Annotated in this window: 3 protein-coding genes and 1 pseudogene; all 4 read left to right on the top strand. The window is 37.6% G+C overall.

The window, feature by feature from the left end; translation table 11 throughout:
* On the top strand, window positions 1-1,008 hold a 1,008-nt coding region (locus HMPREF0666_RS11505), incomplete at its 5' end, for a PAAR-like protein (RefSeq protein WP_009012530.1).
* 68 nt (window positions 1,009-1,076) lie between these two features.
* Window positions 1,077-1,808, top strand: a complete 732-nt coding sequence (locus tag HMPREF0666_RS11510; protein WP_009012531.1) for an ankyrin repeat domain-containing protein — start codon at window positions 1,077-1,079, stop codon at window positions 1,806-1,808.
* Window positions 1,801-2,598, top strand: a complete 798-nt coding sequence (locus HMPREF0666_RS11515; protein ID WP_009012532.1) for an ankyrin repeat domain-containing protein — start codon at window positions 1,801-1,803, stop codon at window positions 2,596-2,598. The genes HMPREF0666_RS11510 and HMPREF0666_RS11515 overlap by 8 nt, the downstream gene beginning before the upstream one ends.
* Window positions 2,591-3,314, top strand: a pseudogene (locus tag HMPREF0666_RS11520) (ankyrin repeat domain-containing protein); the annotation flags it as partial. The gene HMPREF0666_RS11515 and the pseudogene HMPREF0666_RS11520, both read left to right, overlap by 8 nt.

Below are 3,314 nucleotides of genomic sequence, written 5' to 3' on the forward strand. Positions count from 1 at the left end.
ATGTACTCTTTCCTGCATGGAAAAGTATCAAAGATGGTTCAAAATGTGATAATGCCAAATATCTGCGCCGCATATACAAAGATGTCTACTTGGACAAGAGTAAATTCATCCGTGAAAATCAGTGGTCAGAAAGCCTTACTTGAAGGAGCTATGTTGAATTGCATACAAGGAGGACTTATAACTATCATAAAACCTGACTTTTCTGAAGCCGCTAAAATGTTAGTCTTAAGTTACTTTGCTTATAATCGAACGACAAAAAAGAAAGATAAGGATTATGACATGGACGAGGCTATGGATGGGCTAAGCCCTAAACAACAAGCTATGCTTAAGAATAAGGATGAAAAACTTGAGGGGTATGAGAAGTTGAATGCAGAGGAAATGGGAAAGATGAATATTAAAGATTCAGATTTAAAGGATCCTTCCACAGGCTTTAAAGCAGATATCTATAAAGACAAGAATGGGGATTATGTACTTGTTTATCGTGGTACCTACAGTGACCCTGACCACCCTGAAAATGATTTAATACATGACTGGAGCAAAGAATGGACCGACGATAACATGAGGCAGGGATTAGGTATGGGAAGTGAACAATATAATAAGTCTATAAAATTAGCAGAAAAGGTTAAACAAGGCTCTGAAAAACAAGGTAAGCAAATGACTATTGCTGGTCATTCCCTTGGTGGCGGTTTGGCGACAGCTGCAGGTGCTGCCACTGGTAGCAAGACTTACGCTTTCTGCCCTGCGGGCGTTCATCCGAATACTTATAAAATGTATGGCGTAAAGAATCCTGATACTTCAAAGGTTCATACCTATTATTCAAATCAAGATTTCTTAAACATGGCAAGTAATAACCTATCTCTAATGCCAAAGGCTGCAGGCGAAAGAATTATGTTGCACACTCTGGACAGCTTTGATTTTACTAAAGGACACGACCTCCCTTTACTCTTCAAAGCAATACAAGCTGAGGAGGCAGAGTTAGGAAGACCAATTATTGCCAACATTCTTTAAAGAAACAATCCATAACAATGAAAAAAATTATAGCATTATTGTCATCACTCATTTTAACCTCATGCAGTATGTTTAACAGTGAAGCACCTTACAAGCGTTTTTTTAGTGAGAAAGAATATCCCATTATCCAAGCCATTCATGATTGCGACAAGGATAAAATCCTTGATATGATGCACAAAGGATGGAACGTAAATTCTATGGGTAAACATGGCATGTCCTATCTGCTTTATGCTATATGGGAACATAACTATAACATGACAAAGTTTCTTTTAGAAAATGGAGCAAACCCTAATTTTGTATCAGTATTCTGGGAAGTGAAACCAGAAGAAACGGTTTGCATGCTTCCTCTTGAAAGAACGTGCTACGATAAATATGGCATGAATTATATGAAATTATTACTCGAACATGGGGCTAATCCTAATGATACACGAGCGCAGCTTCCTTTATTTGCGGCTGCATTATATAAAGATAAACAAAAAATAGAATACCTATTAGAGCATGGCGCAGATATTAATCAGTTTGACAGCGTAAAGGAAACTGTAATAATAGACCAAGCCCTTGCAAGACAATGGGATTTAGTATTGTGGCTATGGGACAAAGGTGCTGACCCGATGAAGACAGGAGGAGTTGGCGTATTTGAAGGACAAACAAATGTTGCATACTGGGTTCAAGTCTTTATAAACTATGGAAATGGAGATTATGATGCTCCAGACTTTAAGAAGCTTGTTGCGCGACTAAAAAGTATAGGTGTAGAGTTCCCATATAAACCAGCTATGATTAATAGGAAAGATAATGAATGATAAGGCAATGAAGTATATTATAGCATTACTATCATCACTCATTTTAACCTCATGCAGTATGTTTAACAATGAAGCACCTTACAAGCGTTTTTTTAGTGAGAAAGAATATCCCATTATCCAAGCTATTCATGATTGCGACAAGGATAAAATCCTTGATATGATGCACAGAGGATGGAACGTAAATTCTATGGGTAAACATGGCATGTCCTATCTGCTTTATGCCGTATGGGAACATAACTATGACATGACAAAGTTTCTTTTAGAAAATGGAGCGGACCCTAATTTTGTATCAGTATTCTGGGAAGTGAAACCAGAAGAAACGGTACGTATCCTCCCCCTCGAAACAGTCTGTTATAAAGATTATAATATAAATTTTGTTAAGCTGTTAATCAAATATGGGGCTAATCCCAATGATACGCAAGCGCAACTTCCAATATTTTCGGCAGCGTTGTATAAAGATAAACAAAAAATAGAATACTTATTAGAACATGGCGCAGATATCAACCAATTTAACAGTTCGAAAGAAACCGTAATAATAGACCAAGCCCTTGCAAGACAATGGGATTTAGTATTGTGGCTATGGGACAAAGGTGCTGACCCGATGAAGACAGGAGGAGTTGGCGTATTTGAAGGACAAACAAATGTTGCATACTGGGTTCAAGTCTTTATAAACTATGGAAATGGAGATTATGATGCTCCAGACTTTAAGAAGCTTGTTGCGCGACTAAAAAGTATAGGTGTAGAGTTCCCATATAAACCAGCTATGATTAATAGGAAAGATAATGAATGATAAGGCAATGAAGTATATTATAGCATTACTATCATTACTCATTTTAACCTCATGCAGTATGTTTAACAATGAAGCACCTTACAAGCGTTTTTTTAGTGAGAAAGAATATCCCATTATCCAAGCCATTCATGATTGCGACAAGGATAAAATCCTTGATATGATGCACAAAGGATGGAACGTAAATTCTACGGGAAAATATGGTATGTCCTATCTGCTTTATGCCGTATGGGAACATAATTATGACATGACAAAATTTCTTTTAGAGAATGGAGCAGACCCCAATATGGTTTCTCCACTGACAAGTACACCTGATGTGATAGAACCTCGCCTTCCTTTAGAAATTTCATGCTATAATGATTATGGCATAAACTACATGAAATTATTGCTCGAACATGGGGCTAATCCGAATGATACACGGGCACAGCTTCCTTTATTTGCGGCTGCATTATATGAAGATAAGAAAAAATAGAATTCTTATTAGAGCATGGAGCATACATAAATCAGTTTGACAGTGTCAAGGAAACTGTAATTACAAATCAGGCGGTCACTGCCCAATGGGCTTTCGTACTATGGTTATGGGACAAAGGTGCTGACCCGATGAAGACAGGAGGAGTTGGCGTTTTCGAGGGAGAAGTAAATGTCGCTTTTTGGGTGCAAGATTATATAGATAGCGGTATAGGCGATTACGATAATCCAGACTTTAAAAAGCTTGTCGC

This window comes from Prevotella sp. C561 (genome assembly GCF_000224595.1).
In the GTDB taxonomy this organism is placed as follows: domain Bacteria; phylum Bacteroidota; class Bacteroidia; order Bacteroidales; family Bacteroidaceae; genus Prevotella; species Prevotella jejuni.